The organism is Kurthia sp. YJT4 (assembly GCF_030219945.1).
In the GTDB taxonomy this organism is placed as follows: Bacteria; Bacillota; Bacilli; order Bacillales_A; family Planococcaceae; genus Kurthia; species Kurthia gibsonii.
In genome coordinates this window covers 457,414-474,451 of the sequence record NZ_CP126689.1, presented here as the reverse complement: position 1 = coordinate 474,451, position 17,038 = coordinate 457,414, and the positions used below count along the sequence as shown (strand labels likewise).

General features: G+C 35.7%; 15 protein-coding genes. 4 read left to right on the top strand and 11 right to left on the bottom strand.

The features are described 5' to 3' along the window. Positions 1–107: 107 nt before the first annotated feature. The gene (locus QN089_RS02280; RefSeq protein ID WP_285215869.1) at positions 108–2,855 is read right to left on the bottom strand and encodes an Ig-like domain-containing domain; all 2,748 of its coding nucleotides are present in this window, start codon (positions 2,853–2,855) and stop codon (positions 108–110) included. Positions 2,856–3,574: 719 nt separating this feature from the next. On the opposite strand from QN089_RS02280, the gene QN089_RS02275 reads away from it, so the two are divergent. Further along, positions 3,575–5,176, top strand: coding sequence for a tetratricopeptide repeat protein (locus tag QN089_RS02275; protein WP_285215868.1), 1,602 nt, complete (start codon positions 3,575–3,577; stop codon positions 5,174–5,176). Between the two features lie 40 nt (positions 5,177–5,216). Here QN089_RS02275 and QN089_RS02270 read toward each other — a convergent pair whose 3' ends face one another. Continuing rightward, entirely contained in the window at positions 5,217–5,507 is a 291-nt protein-coding gene (locus QN089_RS02270) for a DUF2653 family protein (RefSeq protein ID WP_068455658.1), read from the bottom strand. Next, a complete protein-coding gene (locus QN089_RS02265) occupies positions 5,495–5,947 on the bottom strand; it encodes a hypothetical protein (protein ID WP_068455661.1) in 453 nt (150 codons plus the stop codon). The genes QN089_RS02270 and QN089_RS02265 overlap by 13 nt, the downstream gene beginning before the upstream one ends. A 213-nt stretch (positions 5,948–6,160) precedes the next feature. On the opposite strand from QN089_RS02265, the gene QN089_RS02260 reads away from it, so the two are divergent. Beyond that, positions 6,161–6,562, top strand: a complete 402-nt coding sequence (locus QN089_RS02260; RefSeq protein ID WP_068455663.1) for a PaaI family thioesterase — start codon at positions 6,161–6,163, stop codon at positions 6,560–6,562. A 78-nt stretch (positions 6,563–6,640) separates the two neighbouring features. Then, on the top strand, positions 6,641–7,048 hold the full coding sequence (locus QN089_RS02255; RefSeq protein WP_285215867.1) for a PaaI family thioesterase: 408 nt from the start codon (positions 6,641–6,643) through the stop codon (positions 7,046–7,048). Here the strand turns inward: QN089_RS02255 and QN089_RS02250 are convergent. Next, positions 7,045–8,430 carry a S41 family peptidase gene (locus QN089_RS02250; RefSeq protein ID WP_285215866.1) on the bottom strand — a complete coding sequence of 462 codons (1,386 nt, stop codon included), beginning with the start codon at positions 8,428–8,430 and terminating at the stop codon, positions 7,045–7,047. The genes QN089_RS02255 and QN089_RS02250 overlap by 4 nt on opposite strands. A 108-nt stretch (positions 8,431–8,538) precedes the next feature. Here QN089_RS02250 and QN089_RS02245 point away from each other — a divergent pair, with 108 nt between their 5' ends. After that, complete coding sequence (locus tag QN089_RS02245; RefSeq protein ID WP_068455671.1) at positions 8,539–8,868, top strand: hypothetical protein; 330 nt, start codon at positions 8,539–8,541, stop codon at positions 8,866–8,868. A 69-nt stretch (positions 8,869–8,937) separates the two neighbouring features. Here QN089_RS02245 and QN089_RS02240 read toward each other — a convergent pair whose 3' ends face one another. From QN089_RS02240 to QN089_RS02210, 7 genes are all read right to left on the bottom strand, one after another. Beyond that, on the bottom strand, positions 8,938–9,561 hold the full coding sequence (locus QN089_RS02240; protein ID WP_285215865.1) for a hypothetical protein: 624 nt from the start codon (positions 9,559–9,561) through the stop codon (positions 8,938–8,940). Between the two features lie 127 nt (positions 9,562–9,688). Continuing rightward, the gene (locus tag QN089_RS02235; RefSeq protein WP_350310916.1) at positions 9,689–10,120 is read right to left on the bottom strand and encodes a universal stress protein; all 432 of its coding nucleotides are present in this window, start codon (positions 10,118–10,120) and stop codon (positions 9,689–9,691) included. A 68-nt stretch (positions 10,121–10,188) separates the two neighbouring features. Further along, positions 10,189–10,800, bottom strand: coding sequence for a DUF1643 domain-containing protein (locus QN089_RS02230; protein WP_285215863.1), 612 nt, complete (start codon positions 10,798–10,800; stop codon positions 10,189–10,191). Positions 10,801–10,918: 118 nt separating this feature from the next. Further along, positions 10,919–11,536, bottom strand: a complete 618-nt coding sequence (locus QN089_RS02225; protein ID WP_068455683.1) for a LysE family translocator — start codon at positions 11,534–11,536, stop codon at positions 10,919–10,921. Positions 11,537–12,330: 794 nt separating this feature from the next. Continuing rightward, positions 12,331–13,782, bottom strand: a complete 1,452-nt coding sequence (locus QN089_RS02220) for a nuclease domain-containing protein (protein ID WP_285215862.1) — start codon at positions 13,780–13,782, stop codon at positions 12,331–12,333. Then, entirely contained in the window at positions 13,766–15,520 is a 1,755-nt protein-coding gene (locus QN089_RS02215; protein WP_141275000.1) for an McrB family protein, read from the bottom strand. Before QN089_RS02215 ends, QN089_RS02220 begins: the two co-directional genes overlap by 17 nt. A 1-nt stretch (position 15,521) precedes the next feature. Continuing rightward, complete coding sequence (locus tag QN089_RS02210; protein ID WP_285215861.1) at positions 15,522–16,721, bottom strand: hypothetical protein; 1,200 nt, start codon at positions 16,719–16,721, stop codon at positions 15,522–15,524. Between the last annotated feature and the right edge of the window lie 317 nt (positions 16,722–17,038).

Genomic DNA, 17,038 nt, shown 5'->3' with positions numbered 1-17,038 from the left:
TCTGAAGCCATTTTTTCCAATAACCAAAAAGTAGGAATCGCACGTGGCGATTCCTACTGTTGTTATGTGTGAACACATAAAGTTTGGGTTATTAACTTGCGTTTTAATTATTTTGTTGCAGTAATTTTTGTGCCGCCAACAACTTTGTTAGTTGCTGCATCTGCGCCTGTAGTTTCAGCTGCTGTTTCAACTACTACTGAATCTGCTGCTAAGATCATTGCTGCTTCTGCACCTGTAGTTGATGTATTAGTTGCAGTAAATACATATTTACCTGCGTCTGCACCTTTACCTGCAGCTACCGTTCCTGCGATTACTGTTGGAGTACCGCCTTTAGTAGCTGTTACTTTAACATCATCCTCAACTAAAGCTGTTTTTAATTCTTCAGATAATGTCATTGTAATTGTACCGTCTGCATTGATTTTAGCTGCTGTTAATTCAGGAGCTACCGCATCTTTAAATGTTACTTCTGCAGTTGTTACGATTTCTTTTACAGCGTTACCTTTAATATCTTTGATACCTGTAATTGTGAATACACCTGTAGCATCTTTAGCAAATGCTGATTTTGGTAATGTCACTGTTACGTTAGCTGTTTTAGCTGCGCCAGTTGCATCAGTTGTAATTTTTGTACCTGCTGGTAATGCTTTACCTGCAAATGTGTAGTTCGCTACATCTAAAATACTTGCGAAGTCTAAGTTATTTAATGCATCTGTTACTGTGTAAGTTAAAACATAATCGCCTTTATTTTCTGCTTTTACTGATACAGCACCTTCTGCATCAGTAATTTCTGGTGCTACTTTATCTTCTGCTTCAACTACTTCTTCTTTCGGAGTTGTAATTGTTTTTGTGAATGCTGCTACTTCGTTGTTTGATGCATCTTTGAATGTACCTTTTGCTGCATTAAACTCGTATGTTTTCTCTGCACCTAAAGCTGGTACTGTTACTGTTACTGTTTTACCATCGATTACTGTGTTACCAGTTTTTTGTGTAGTATTTAATGTAATGTCTTGTGTAGAACCAATGTAACCAGTTGATGCGTTTTTCTCGAAGTAAGTTACTTTCGCGTCAGCGCCTAATACTACTTCTTCATCATATGAAAGTACTAATTTACCTTCTTTGAATTCAGAAGAAACAAGTGTTGGTGCAGTTGTATCTGCTTCGAATTTCACTGATTGTGTGAATGCTGCAGATTTGTTTTTAGCGTTATCTAAAACTAAACCTTCTTGTGCATATAACACACCTGTGAATGTGTGATCTTTCTCGTATGCTGCTTGAGCTGCTACATCAGTGAAAGTTACTGTATATGTTACAGATTTTTTATCTTCAGAAATTGAAGAGTAAGTTAATGAAGCTACTTTTGTACCATTTGCTGATACATATGTTTTGCTAACATCACCAGCAGTTACTTCTTTATCGTATGCAACTGTTACAGTTAAACCTTTTGTTGTTACGTTTGTAACGACTGGTGCTACTGCATCTGCTGCTACAACTTGAGTTGTTACTGTAGCTGGGTTTGGATCGATTGTGTTACCAGCAATATCTTTTACATTTGTTAATTTAACGTCTACTGCTTCACCAGCTTTTAATGCTTTTGTGAAAGTTAAGATTAACTCATCTTTGTTAGTACCTTGTGATACTGTTGCTGCTTCGTCATTTACGTAAGCGATGCCTGCAGTTTGTACTGCTTCTGAGAATTTAACAGTTACTTTATTAGTAGTTGTTGCATCGATTGTAGCGATTGCTGATGATGCTGAAGCAATTACTGGTGCTACTGTATCTTTGTAGTTTAATACTGTTACATATTTAGGTGTAGATACTTTCTCGTCTGCTTTTGTTACGATTGCAGGTACTTCAACTGTTGCATCTTCAGCTACGATTGCTGCTACTGTTGTGAAAGTTAATGTACGACCATCTTCAGATAATTTACCAGCTGTTAAGCTAGTTGCGCCAACTTTTACTGTTGCTGCTTCTGCAGATTTTTTATCTACTGCTTTGTTGAATTTTACAACAAATGTTGTACCGTTTACTGCTTCAACTGAAGCAACTTTAGCGCCTACTTCGATACCTTTTTCGATTGCTACTTCTTTACCTTCGATAGTGAATGTACCGTTAGCAAGTTCTGCATCGTTGTACCATTTATCTTCGAATTTTTTGATGCCTTCGTTTACTTTAACGCCATCGTATAATTTACCATCAAAGATTACTAATTTATCGTTTTGTTTAGCGCCATCGTATAATTTACCTTCGAATAGTGCTAATTCAGTGTTTAATACTGCATCTTTGTAAAGGTTTTCGTTGTATAATTTGTAACCTTGGTTTAATTTACCATTTACGTATAATTTATCATCAAGAAGTCCTGTAGATACTTTTTTAACACCGTTTACGTAGTAAGCTTTGTTATAAGTACCAGTCGTTACTTTTTTAACGCCTTTTACGTAGTAAGCGCCTTTGTAAGTACCAGTCGCTACTTTACCGTATTTGTAGTATTTTTTGTTATAGATCCCAGTAGTTACTTTTTTAACACCTTTTACGTAGTAAGCTTTGTTATAAGTACCAGTCGTTACTTTTTTAACGCCTTTTACGTAGTAAGCGCCTTTGTAAGTACCAGTCGCTTTTTTACCAGCTTTGTAGTAAGTTTTGCCTTTTAAACCAGTAAGTTTTTTACCGTTTTTGTAAACAGTTGATTTGTAAGTTACATAACCTTTAACTACTTTACCTGATTTAGCGTAGACTAATTTACCAGACTTGATTTTGTATTTGCTTGCTGCAGATGCATCCGTAGTTGCTACTGCTGATGTTACAACTGAAGCACCTAATGCTAGGGCTGCTGCAGTTTTAATTAATTTAAAGTTACCCATAATTGAAAATCTCCTTTTTAGTTACAAATGTTATTTATTCGTAATACACTCGAGTGCATGAGAATAATACTAAACAATATCCTACATAAGTCCTTCATGTATCACTTATTGACTACTATATCATATCATTTCTTATTTTTTTAGCCTTTTTCTAAATTTATTACTAAAATATAGAATAATAATTTATTTTACCTATTATTTTAATGATAAATATCATTAAAATACTATTTTATTTGTTTTTTATAATTTATTTTACTATTTTCTAAAAAATAATCATAAAATTACGATACTTTTCTACTTTTTATCAAAAAAATAACATTCGACATAATTATTACCTATAACAAGTACTTTGGAATCTAATAATTGGTATATTTTATTAAAATTTATGATAAATAAAGCGCTTTATTTACAAAATAATCAAATAAGGACTAACAAACTAGGCAATATTCGACAAACTTCGACTTGAAGTTGTATTTTTTCACTTATGAATCAAACTGTTGTTTTTTAATGATTTCACTATTTATCCATTTAATTACAAATAAATACTTTGTTTCAGAATTTTATTAAAAATGCCATTACATTCTTTTAACAAAAACGCTTAATATTACCTATCGGTTACAGGTTCTTTAAAATTTATTACAATTCACTATTATGTAAAAATGTTACTGGTAATTATGTTTTAATTGTATTGACTGTATTTTGAAAGGAGTGAATCCTTCATGGATTCAAAAGCATTACAAGCAGAATTATGTAGCATGATTCAGCAAGACCCTGTAAAACCATCTGCACATCAATACATAGAATTGGCTAAACAAATAAAAGGAAAAAATTATTCACGCCTTTTAAAGGAAGGTTTACAACATTATCCGTGTAACCATGAAATTCGTTCCTTATTAAAGGCTAAAAATGAAAAGACTTTTGTACTTCGTAAAATGATAAAAAAAATGATTGGTAAAAAAGCTGCGTCTCGTTTTTTCTATGAAAGCTGTATCAATTACTTGTTAAATATAGAAGAAAAGGAATTAGCTAAAAAAATTGCCATGCTTGGAATTGAGCAGAACAAAAAAAATAGCCCTTATCTTCGTTTTGTTACGAAAAAAGCTATGCAAATCTTTGATTGGAAATGGGCTTCACAATTATTCCCCTTGTTACATGATCAAGAAGTAACTACCACATCACTATATGATTATTCCGTTTGTTTACAATTACTTGGACAAAAGGAAGAATCAAAACAACTCGTTGAAACGATAAGAAATGAGAATCCTGAAGAATATAGTAAGTTATTTAAAGACTCCTACCGAAAATATATTATTTTTAATAATGGTAAATCACGTATCGAACTATACAAACACCAAATACCTAATGAACGTGTTGTCGCAACATTTGATACGATTGATAAAACATGGCATGATATACCGTTCTCATTTAACTTAATTAAAAAGAATGACATGGACTTAGTTGCCTTACGCCGCGACCACGTGCGTAACTTTCACCAAGATTTATCTCGAGAAGATTATATCGACTCTACTTCACCTGTTTTCTCTACATATGAAGATAAATTTGCTTATGGAACGAGTTTAGGTGGCTATGCTGCATTATACTTTGGTTCCCTTATATCAGATATTCGTATTTTAGCGATGGCTCCTAGAAACTCCGCAAATCCAGATTATGGTGCGCGTACCATCGTTGTAAAAGAGCCTTTTAAACATATTTCTCCACATCCTGTTTCACATAACCCAAATATTACGATTGTATATGATCCGCAAAATTTAGTAGATGAACCATATATCCAACATGAAATTTTGCCGTCTTATCCAAAAGCACGTATTTTAAAGATTCCGTATGCTGGACATCGCGTACCTCGTTTTTTAGCACAAACGAAACAATTAAAGCCACTTGTTATGAACTTTTTACAAAAGAAACCGTTAAAAGAAATCGAACGTGGCGCATTGCGTAAAAAATCGTCTGAGTACTATTGGGTCGTTTCTGATTATTGCTTACAAAAAAATCATGCCAAATGGGCACTTGATTTTGCGCAACATGCAAAAGAGATGATGCCTGATTTCGACCGTCCTTATGTATCAATCAGTAAAGCTTTAGTAGCTCTTAAAAGATTCAATGAAGCAATTAAATTTTCAAAAGAGGCTTACGATAAATTCCCTAAAGAATATAAATTTGCGATTCTATTAGCAGAAGCTTATATAGCAAATGGGAATCGCGAGGCTGCCATTAGCGTATTAGAAGAATTCAGTTCACGTAAACAAGTTGCAAAAGTTAAAAAAATGTTAAGTAAATTAAAAAAAGATCTTATTCCCGTATAAAAAAGAACCTCAGATTTTAAAATCTGAGGTTCTTTACTGTCTATTCTGCTGCGTATGCAATGATTCCTTGCTCGTCATCCAGTTCAAGTCGAATACTTGTTGAGAATGGATTCATGTTTAAGTAATCTTCTACCCAAACACGAAGCGCTGAAATCATATTACCTTCTTTATACAGTGTTGACATGCCATTTGAGAATGCTTCTGCCTCAAAACCTAATTCGTCGTCATACATTAACTCTACTTCAACATCTTCAGGAATGATATTTTTCTCGCGTGCATGATATAAACAAATTGAGTTAATTACGTCTTGTTCTGGGATTACGATTTCCATGCTTTACGATCCTCTTCTTCTTTATCACGTTTGTTGTTACGGAACATTGATACGATTTTAGCGATTAACATAATCACAACTAAAATCGCGATTACGTTTACTAATAATCCTAAAATATTCCCCATAGCACCCATACCTGATAATAAACCACCGAATAGTAAACCTGCTAAACCACCAAGCATTAAGCCTTTCATTAGGCCGCCTTTGTTACTTTTTTGCGCTGCTGATTGGTTTGTTGTTTTGTTGTTTGTTGTATTTGATTTATTTTGTACGTTTGAGTTTGTGTTGTTATTTGATGGACTTTTGCTGACATTAAAGCCGCTTTTGCCTGATTTATAGCCACGCGCATCTGCTGTTAATGGTTGAGTTGATGATAGAACTGGTCCTACCGCAGCGAATGTTAATGTCGCTACAAAAAGTGCTGCAATTATTTTTTTCAATTGAAAAAAACCTCCTATAATATGTTTAACACTATCATATCATGAAATATATACTTTCCGAAATAATATGTATGGTTCCGTTTTCAATAATTGTCGAAATTTTGTCAAAACACTTTTTATCCCAATTTAATGGAAAAAATCATTTTTATATAGCAATTTTATGCATTGTTTACTATGATTAATAGTAAGCTTATCTATTCAGGAGGAATTCTTTTGACAACGAAACTTTCAATTCAACAACGTTTTGAAGCACTTGATCTTTGGCATAAAGTTGGTTTTCAATTCGTCAAAGCTGAAAACGGTTACGCTGAGATTCATTTACCATTTAAAAAAGAAATTGAAAATACAAGCGGAACATTACATGGTGGTATTATCATGATGGCACTCGATAATGTAATGGGAATGGCAACGATGTCTGTTGGTTTTGATAACGTCCTAACGATTCAGATGGAAACGCGCTTTATTCGACAAGGAGACGAAGGTGTTCAAAAAATTACAGGTCATGTCATTGAAAAAACACGTTCAACAGTTATTGTAGAAGGACGTATTCACAATCCAGCTGGTGAATTGGTAGCACTTTGTACAGCTACATTCAAAGGTATTATCGAAAAATAAATACCATGAAAAAAGGAGAAATCTGAGCGAGATTTCTCCTTTTACTATATAATTATACAAAAATTGGAGGTTTTAAAGATGAATCGACTCGACTTTTTATTAGAACAAGGAATCAAAGCATCACCTTCTGAAAGTTTACTGAACGTCACATTTAAAGAAGCGAATGAAGGACAGTCAATCTGTCATTGGCACATTACACCTGAACAACTGAACGGCAATGGTACAGTGCTTGGCGGCTTTATTACTGCAGCTGCCGATATTGGTATGGCTTATGCTTTACTCAGTGTCGTAAAACCCGATATCGCCTTCACAAGTATATCCATTCAATCAACCTATCATCGCCCTGGAACAGTTGGCGAAGCAGAAATTCGTACAGTCGTTAAGAAGTTAGGCAAGACGATTGCCTACGTGGAATCCGAAGTGTATCAGCGTAATCGTGTCATTGCGACGATTACTTCATCACTGATGCTTATTGAAGCATCTTAACTTCCCACACGCATATAGGTGTACGTCGATTTACCTGTTGTTGGCTTTATTTTCACATAATATGTTGAGCCTTTTTTCAATGTCGTTTTCGGTTGAATAACAAGTTGTTGAGAGGCTTTTTTGATGGTTACTTTTTGTGTCGTGTCACCAATTTGCATGACATAGACTTTGGCGTTTTTCAATTTCGACCATGACAGTGTTTTAGACGGTTTAACAGTCATCGTTTGCTTGTTGTAAGACATGACATAGCTATTCGTTTTTACACTATTTTTCGCGAGAGCCTTTTGAAGTAATGCTTTATGACTCGTCTGTACTTCTGCTCCAACTACTGTTTTAACATTTGGTGTAACACCCACGCGATGAATCTTTGTAAATCCTGTTCCAGTTGTTGGGCCGAAAAATTCTGCCATTGTTAATTTTAAATAGCCTTTATTATTTTTAAGTGGAAATAAGCCTTGTTGCACGCCTTTTCCATAGGTTTTTTGTCCGTAAACTGTCCCTAATTTTTGTCCCTTTACTGCTGCAGCCGTCATTTCTGAAGCACTTGCTGAATGCTGATTTACAAGAACCGCTACAGAACCATTAAATTGCTTTTTTTGTTTAACAGGTGGCTGATAGTAATAGGTTTTGTCCTTTGCGAATTTAATATAGTATGCGCACTTTGCCTTTTTAAACATACCAATTACTTTTTCAGCTGCTTCTACATCGCCTCCAGGATTACCACGTAAATCGAGAATCCAGCTATTCACATCTTTTAATTTCGCCATATGGTTTTGTAAGTCACGCGCACTATTCGATGCAAAACTATTGAGGCGAATGTAACCAACACCTCCTGCCAGTCGCTTCGTTTCAACATTTGGTACATTTAGTTTTTGGCGTTTCATTGTGTACGACTTCGTGTGATTCGTTTTTGGGTTCAAAACTGTTATCGTCACATTCGTGTTCACCTTACCTGTTAATAAGGCAATAGCTTGTTCATACTTCATTCCTTTTAAATTTTTGTTATTTACCTTTGTGATAATATGCCCTTTTTGAAGCCCCTGTTTTTTAGCTGGCGAATTAGCAACGACTTCTGTAATTTTTAATCCTTTTGTATGGGCTAGCACTGTAACGCCTACTCCGACATAATTCATTTCGATACTATTGATGAATTGTTTCATTTGCGCAGATGTTAAATATTCTGAGTATGGATCGAGTTTACTCATTAATTGTTTAATTGTTTTTGCTTGTTGTAGCGTTTTGTCTGATACACCAGGATAGTAGACTTGTTTGACAATATTTTTGACCTCTGTAAGTGGCTCAGCCGCCTGTGCTGTAGGTGTTATGATGAACCCAACCCCCAAGAATACCGTTGTAAAGCTAGTTAAAAATTTCTTTTTCATTCAATCCCTCCGCTCTTTTCATGTAACGATTTTGACAAAAAATTTACTTAGTAATAGCTATTCCTATGCTATGATAGTATAGAATGCTAGTATGAAAGGTTTGAATCGATGAGAAAACTTTCAAATTTAGGGGCTATTTTTGTCCTAACAACCCTACTTGCTGCTTGTGGTTCTATTTCTTTAAATGGAAAGTATACAGCAAGAACTGATGACCACTCAATTGAAATGGACTTCAATGAAGATGCTAATCTTCTTACATTAAAAGATGGACAACATGAAACGATTAGTGAATACACCATTAAAGAAGGACAACTTCTGTTAAATGACAAACCGACTTATACAATTGTTGAAACAAATGCTAATACATATGAACTCTATCGAATTCAAGAGGATGGAACTATTAGCGACGAAGTGTCTTATACATTACAAAAGAAATAAAACATAAAAAACGATCTAAATAGGTTCTTTCATTTTTCTTTACAGCGAACCAATTTAGATTGTTTTCTTTTAAAAAAGTAAATATATTTTTTGAAAAATCATCAGGTGTTCTAATTTATTAAAAGTAGCTTCATCATAATGTTTTTTTAAATAATATTGTTGATTTGCACGATAAATTGGATCTATATCAAATCGCTCCCAATCTATTACATGATTAAGAAAATACCATGCATAAAAAAGACAGGCTAATTCAACTAATTTTTGATATGTATGTGCTTTTAAAGGTGTAATTTGATGTTGCTTTAGACAAAAACCTAGCCACATCTTCCATTCGCCATGTTCAAATGTAGATAGCTGTTTATGCATGTCGAATGCATCTGGTAACATTGTAATCCATTCTTGGACTTGATGTTGAATCAAAAAATTTTTTCGTCTCTCCTTTTCATCTATAATCTTCTGCTCAATGTGAATAATTCCTTGTTTAAATTGTGTATAGAGTTTTAGAAAACATTCTTGTTCTTTTTCATACGTATATAATTGATATTCCTCTGTATAATTTTCACTCATGTATGAAACTTCTAATAAATTACCTAATCTACATAGTATATTCGATAAATCAAGTTCTCTTTTATACAAATCTTTTTGAAATATTACATCATACGATTCAAAACCAATAAACCACGTTTTCTTCATCTAAACACCCCTTCGGAATAGATCTTTTTCCATATTATAGTACTTAATTCATATTAAAACAACTAATTTATGGAATAAAATGAGCGTTAAGGTTCAAAAAAAAGAGGCTGATTAATGGCCTCTTTCTTCACTGATGACGTATAACTAATACGTCACATTCTGCTGTGCGAACAATATTTTCTGAAACGCTTCCTAAAAGAAAACGAGCTGTCTTGCTAAGTCCAGATGCTCCACAAATAATTAAATCTGCGTTTACACGACGAGAAATCTCATGTGTAATCATTGTTCTTGGAGAACCTGCTTCCACAATAATATTTACATCTTCAATGTCTGCTAGTTCTGCTTCATTATAACTATCCATTAAACTTTTTGAGAATACCTCTGCCTCTTGTTGAAGCTTCTCTGCATTATGCGCTTCAATGTTCGCCCATGTACGTGTATCAATTATATTCACGATATACAGTTTTGCTTTATTCATTTTGGCAACTACTACTGCACGATCTAGTGCTTTCTTTGCATTTTCGGAGCCATCCATTGCGATAATAATATTTTTATACATAGTCACACGATCCCCTCCTTAAATTAATGTATTCATTTTAACATTTTTCACCACGAAAAACAGCTATTCTATTGAAAACGAAGTACTAAGCAACCATCTTCTATCCAAAGTTCAGACACATGTTGTAAACCTTTAATTTTTCCTTCTCTTGGATGATGCGGATGGTTGTCCCATGTCAGTAAAGATTTCTGTCCTTCAATCTCAAAAACATAACAGTGATTCGTCTTATGAAACACACGAATTAGATGAACAATATCACGAATACATGTATGATAGTGTGCCTCAGAAAAACCATCTGGTAAGCTCCCCCAGGCTAAAATAATTTCATCGGCGTCTTTAATTGCTAATTTAATCATATGCAAATTTTGTTTAATAATACTAAAATCGCGCATATTCTGCCCCTTCATGTGTTCATCTAGTTGATGAATATGATTTTCTCGAAAAGGGAATAAATTAACAATATTCACTTCACCTACTTTATTAGGAAAATAGTGGATAACTTTTTGTACAACAGGATCTGCTAATGCTTCTTCTGTAGTTGTTGGATTTAACATAATAACTGTAACAGACTTATCCACTTCTGGATCACGAATAGCTTTTAAAAGATATCGTTCTTCTTCATTATCTGAATAATACGTAACCCCTTGATATTCTCCCACATTCAACGCCACTTTCTTCATATAGAGCATTCCCCCTTTATAAAATGAATTATACAATATTCGCCAAAACACTACTTACTTTTTTACTACATCTCTTTCCTATACCCATAAAAAAAGACCTCAATAGTTATTTGAGGACTTAATTTGTTTTTTCTAATGCTAAGCGAAGACCAAATAGTAATAAGACGATGCCTGTACAGCCTTGAATTGACTTTTGTACAGTTGGTCTTTTGAGCCATTTCGAAAACACATCAATTAAATAAACATATAATAAAAACCAAATAATCGTCATCATCGCATAGATGATTCCCATCACTGCAAACTGTAACATATGGTTATAATTTGGCTGCACAAATTGTGGCAAGAACGTTAAAAAGAATACAGCTACTTTCGGGTTAGATGCACATGTAATGAAGCCTTGTAAGAAAAAGGATTTTTCTTTCCCTTTTACGACGATTTCTTCCTCTGTCGGCGGATTTTTTAATGTGCGTAGAGCACTAAAACCGATATAAATTAAATAAGCTGCACCTATGTATTTTAATATAGTAAATAATGTTGCCGACTGCATTAGTAGAGCCGATAATCCAAGAACTGCAGCACTTGTATGAATAAGTAAACCCGAAACTGATCCCATAACGGTCTTAAAACCTGCTTTTTGTCCATACATAATCGAATTTTGAATGACCAAACTAGAGTCTGGTCCCGGCAAAATTATGAGTAAAAAAGACATCAATAAAAATGTCCCAAGGATCGCCATTTCCAACACTCCTTCTATTTTTTTCATCATCATACCATATATTTTTCGAGCAAAACGCTATTTGAGAAAAGTAGTTCACTTGTTAGTTTGATAACGTTTTAGCATGGTAAAACGTGAAATATGCTCCTTTCGGAGAGCGGTGATTCCTTTTCAACGGCAGCGATTCCCTTTCAGCGGTGATGAAATTAGGGCACTCGCTATCTGATTCGGGACACTCACCCGTCCAAACGGGACATTCAAGGGCGAAAATGGGGCACTCGCCCACAAAACCTAAATTGCTCCCTCTCCGCACTTTCTTCAAGGATTTTGAGTAATTCAGAGGGACTTCAGTTGACTATGTCAGTGTGAATTCGAACATTCGGTCCGCAAAACGGGTCATTCGCTAAAGTGTTCGGGGCACTCGCTCCCTGATTCGGGACATTCCCACGTCCAAACGGGACATTCGAGGGCGAAATTGGGGCACTCGCCCACAAAACCTAAATTGCTCCCTCTCCGTACTTTCTTCAAGGCTTTTGAGTAATAAAAGGGGACTTGAATTGACTAGGCTTGTGTGAATTCGAACATTCGACCGTCCAAACGGGTCATTCGAGGAAGCTGTTGGGGCACTCGCCCATCGATTCGGGTCATTCGACCGGCGAAACGGGACATTCGCTGAAGCTGTTGGGACACTCGCTGCTCGATTCGGGGCATTCACTCGTCGAAACGGGACATTCGAGGGCGAAATTGGGGCACTCAACTCGTGAAACGGGTCACTCACGCACTCACTCCACACAAACATAAAAAACATGCTCGTTTCACATCGTTTGTACGATGGATTCGAGCATGCATTTAAATGATTCATTTTGACTACCGGGTTGTAGTGTATGCAATTGAAGCGGGTAACCTTCGATAGTTTCTTGATGAGTTGTTGTATAAGGTGTTACCGCCCATACTTGTTTGACTGGTGCTACATCGAGTAAGGGTTCTGCTACATTGTTTAGTTGCTGACTGTTTGAACGTGCTAATGCATAAGCCGATAATTGCTTAAACATTGAATCTACCGGATCACTATATGCTACTTGTTCTGTCCATCTTTTTTCAAGATGGCGATATTTAAAGTCCATAATATGCGTACCTTTATAGATGCCTTTATGCCAAAAATCAATGCGACAATCCGGTGTATGATTGTGCCATGTGTAAAGAGGTTGCATTGGTGAAACTTTGCGCGCATCTCGTAGCAATGCATCTTCCCAGAATACACGAAGCACTGTATCTTCTTTTACAAGTTCGACATAATTTTGAGTATCATGGTCAAAAGTTACGTCTCCTTTTGAATTATTCTTTAGCGTAAGTTTTGCATTTCGACTTGTATAGCCTAGTTCTTTCAAGTATTCGATTACTTTTAAATAACCCCATACTTCGTAAATTTCAGCGCCACTTTTAGATTTTTGGACGGTTCCTCGAACAATCGGTTGATTTATTCGATTTTGTAAGATTTGACTGATCTCACGATAATGAGGATTGTACATTCCATCATTTGAATGAATATAATGGCTTGGTACGTCTACCGTTTGCATCCAATCTTGTTGTAAAAATTGACGAATACGTGTTGCTTCATATGGTGACACAATGGCTAAACTATTTTGCAATTGAATCTTCAGCATTTGATTAGCTGGTAAATTCCAATTCATCTTCTTTTTTTGTACGAGTTGGCGCTGTTCTTGAGGGTGACGCGTCGCATAAAGCTGACTTCGCTGATTGATGCGCCCTCCTCTCCCCACCTCCTCCAATTCATAAATATGTGCCATTTGCTGAATTGGATGTTGCTGAATCTGATACAAAATATGAAAAAACTGTTCTGGCAGTGCATGTGTAAAAGCTTGTGTGTGCTGTGTAGAATAACCTTTTAAGAAAGCCTCAATTTCTTGCATCATCTGTTCATGTTCTGCGACAGATACACGTGGTTGAATTATAAAGCGAAAATAATACGTCGCACTCGCTATCTTCACACAACCTAGTTGCTCCCCTGGTAAAAAAGGATAAGCTAGATTACGTTCATATTGATACAACACATGGACACCTGATGTAAAAGTATCCTCTAAACAATCAAATTGCACCGTCCCCTCACCAGAAAAAATACAGGTGAGTCTACGATTTTCAAGGAGTTGGATTGGTGCTTCAGTCACGCATTGTTCCATACTCGTATAACAAGGGATTTCGATACGGCGCTGATTCTCTTCAAAATATAACTTAAAGGGCGTATCCATAGTGAAGCAGCTCCTTCTCTTTCTGTTTCATCTTTTGTTTTGTTCGTTCAAAATGTGATAGGTGTCGATAATTTTCAAGTAATTGCATGAATTTTGAAGGTTTCTCAGTTTGTGAAAAACAAGCTTCAAATAATGGCTTAGGTCCACGTAACTTTGGTAAAACACGTGATACAATTTGCATATCAAGTGCATCCTCTCGTGTAAATGTCGCATCAAAATAAGCATTTCGCATATATTGATTCATCTGCTTCACTGTTCTCGGACCGAATAATACCGTATTCATCGCCTCGCCCATCAGTTGCGATAGTTCCCATAAAAACGTTAATTCCTGTTCACTCAATTGCATATCATCTACAGAAGGCTGCAATTTTTGCAATGTATAAGCTGTCGGTTTAGCCACATTATCTACTTCAACCTTCTCCATTAATTTTGTAAAAGGCTCTACATCTAGCTCAATCAAATTCGCACGATCTAACACTTTGTCGCTTAATCGGTGCGTACTTTCATCAAAATTAACCGTTCCAACGAATACAATATTATGACCAATCGGCACTTGTGCAGGGAATTCATGTGCATTATTCACTGTAAATGCTTCTGAGTAAAGTTGAATAACGCGATGTGGATCACCCACTTCAAGTTCTAAAACAGATAAAAATTGTGAGAAATAATGTTCAATTTTTGCTAAATTCATCTCATCTAAACAAATCACATATGTTTTTTCAGGATGATGCGTCGCCTCTACTAATGTTTTGGCAATGCCTGTCATCGCTGGCATATAACGCTGTTGTACTGTATCAACATATCCAAGTACATCTGTTTCATCTAACCAAGAAGGAGATACCGGAATCATACGCATTTGATCTTTTGATAGACCGAGCGTGCGTGTATAAGCATTTACTAACTGTGACTTTCCTGTACCGCTCATACCGCCTAATACGATTAATCCACCAGCTTTCATCGCCGTATGGAAATGATGTAAATCCTCTTTACGGTAGTGCATATTTTCGCTTTTCAACTGATGATAAAAAATATCCATAAACTGTGCTTCCTGATCTGCTTCTTGTACAGGTGCCTGTTGACATAAATGCGCGACTAACTGTTGATCTTTTTCAGCAGAAATAAATGCGACATCATCAATTAAGTAATAGTCGGCTAGTTGCACCGCTGTTAATCGACTTACATGTAAATCACCTGCCAATTCATACATTTTCCCGCCATGCGCATGTCGCTGGTTTTGAATTGGTCCCATCGCATAAATCGAGCCATCAGATTTTTTAAATAAAATATGACTTGGTGTCTCAGCCGCATCATTTGACGTATGAGCATGTTGACCAACCATTTTACGATTTTGTAATTTTTCAATCAAATCTTCTAAAGAGCCATGCAGTGTTTCACTAAATACAGGAATTGCTGTATAAGATGTCGCAAGAATTTGTTCTTTTTGAGGACGCAATGTTAAATTAACCGCTTTATAATAACCTTTCGCTGCTTCTTCTAATTTAAAAATCACAACGCTCCCTTCTAAAAAGTCTTTCGCTTCTTGAATTCGCATGCCATCTACTTCAAAAGGGGCATCAAATAGTCCGACTTCCTCTAAATCAGTACCGTATGTGAAAATTTGCTGCTCAATCGACTTCCCAGACAACCCTTTTACTTCTAATTGCAATATATTCATTTGATTAATAAAAATATTATAATCATTAATTTTTCCTAATACATATACTTGTGCGTCTCTCATCTTATAATGCCTCCAAAGATTGTTTTAATTGTTGGAAATTTTGAATCACTTTCACATTCGGTTGGTTCAACATATCTGTTAACTGCATCACGTCACAACGTTCTTCATATACAAATGCTGCATCAACGAAAGGAATTTGTTTTAAAAATTCATTCGCTTCATGCTGTTCATAAAAATGATATGTTAATGCATAACGACTCAATAGCTTACTACGTGGATTACCTAAAATCGCGACTTCTTTTTGCTTCGTTTCGACTACCGACTTTACAACTTTCTGTTGCATCGTCGCAACACTGCTAGGTTTGTCCGGATCTAAAACAGACCACCCTTCTCCCTGTCCTGCTTGGTTTTCTCGCATTTTTTCACGAATACTTTGAACATCAATTTCTTCATGCATAACAGGTATTGGTGTTGGTTCAGGTTCTGGTGTTGGTACTTCAATTACTATCGGCGGCGTCATCTGTTCAATTTGAAGTTTTTCAATCTGCTTCATAAGCTCCTCTTTTTCTGCCATAACGCGTTCATAGCGTGCATCACTTTGTTGCTGATGTTGCAGCGTCAATTGGTCAAAAGCTTCTTGCAATGTCTGATGTGCTTTTCCCAGTTCAAATTTTTCTTTTTTCAGTGCATCATGTTCTGTCTTCAACTCACGATAATTTTGTTTTAATGTATGCTGCTCGCTTTTCAACTGCTGCATTTGTTTAAGATATTTTTGTTTTTCTTTTTTCCATTGTTTCATTTGTCGATTTTCTTCGACTGGCTTTGCTACTTCTTCTTTTTTCGTTTCAATCACTTCAACCACTTCTTCCGGTCGATTTTCGTATGTCAGATAGGCTGCTTCATGAAACTGACAGAAGTAATATTGCAGTGCTAATTGTCGATGATTTTTTCCCCCGCTTGCTTCAAAAGCTTCTAAAATCTGTTGTTCTGTAATGTCTTCCATTTGGTGCTCTGGTACATCTAACCAATCAAATAATTTTACTTTTTCTTTATTTTGATAAAATGTAAAAAGAAGTTTATTACTCTTTACTAATGTATTAATTTTTCTTTTTCGTACACTTGTATGCAGTGGCTTCACTCTATTTTTCTTTCTCACCATACCAACTTGTTTCTTCAAATCCAATACTGTCAAAAGATGATCCGGCGTCTCCTCATACATCCACTCTGTAAAATTTTTTTCTAACATTTGATTAATATCCATTACCATTTCCCTCACTCCATTTCATTTATTATCCTGAGTATAATAAATAAGGTGTGCATTTTTTTGTACATCATTCTGTTTTTTGGAAAAATTTATTTTTTTGAGATGGGCGTGGATTGGGGGGGTTTGGGACATTCGCTACTCGGTTTGGGACATTCGCTACTCGGTTTGGGACATTCGAGGACGGAAACGGGTCACTCGCGCAAAAAGACTAAATTGCTCCCTCTCCGTACTTTCTTCAAGGCTTTTGAGTAATAAAAGGGGACTTCAATTGACTAGGCTTGTGTGAATTCGAACATTCGACCGGCGAAACGGGA